Here is a 627-nt window from a genome sequence, read left to right as displayed (position 1 = left end):
GTCCGGATAGAGGCCATAGAGACGCGCGACATTACTGAGGTCATTGCCATAACTGTTGTCCGGCGCCCCGCCCTGGCCGTCATACCCCAGGGCCGCGCAATACTGGCGAATGTCCTCGGCGACTTCCGCAGCCAGCCCCACATCGGCGGCGAAGCAGCCGGCAGCGGCCGCGCTGTTGGCCTCGTTGTTGCCGGTGCCGTCGAAGAACAGGCCCAGGCGCAGCACGATGCCGGCCTCCTCCAGCTCTTCCTCTTCTTCCTCCTCTTCCTGAAAGCTGTTGACGAGCGGTTTTGGGGGCTTCAATGAAGCTGCGGCTAGCGGCATCGCGACAACGGGGGATGGCGGTGCGGCTGTCGCGGCCCGGAGGTCACCCTGGGCCGATCGGTAGGTAGCGCTGAACAACGATGGGATCAGCCTGGCCTTGCAGGGGCAGCCACTGATGCTGTCCAGAGAGCCCGCCACGAGTTTGCCGTGGCTGCGGATATGTGGAATCCCTCCGAGTATCCGGTAGGTCTTGCCGTCCTCGCCACAGGAAACACGATCGCCCTCACGCGCACGGGCAACGCCGAACATCATGACGCGCGTATCGGCTTCCAGCACCACACCACCACAGCTGGTCTTGTCCCC

Annotated in this window: 1 protein-coding gene; it reads right to left on the bottom strand. The window is 64.4% G+C overall.

Annotation, left to right across the window (positions count from 1 at the left end; translation table 11 throughout):
• The coding region (locus tag VV867_RS31050; RefSeq protein ID WP_328568452.1) for a PAAR domain-containing protein at positions 1–627 on the bottom strand (627 nt) is incomplete at both ends.

The sequence above is a fragment of the Pseudomonas sp. JH-2 genome (genome assembly GCF_036231725.1).
Classification (GTDB): Bacteria; Pseudomonadota; Gammaproteobacteria; order Pseudomonadales; family Pseudomonadaceae; genus Pseudomonas; species Pseudomonas delhiensis.
This window is presented reverse-complemented; position numbering and strand designations above follow the sequence as displayed.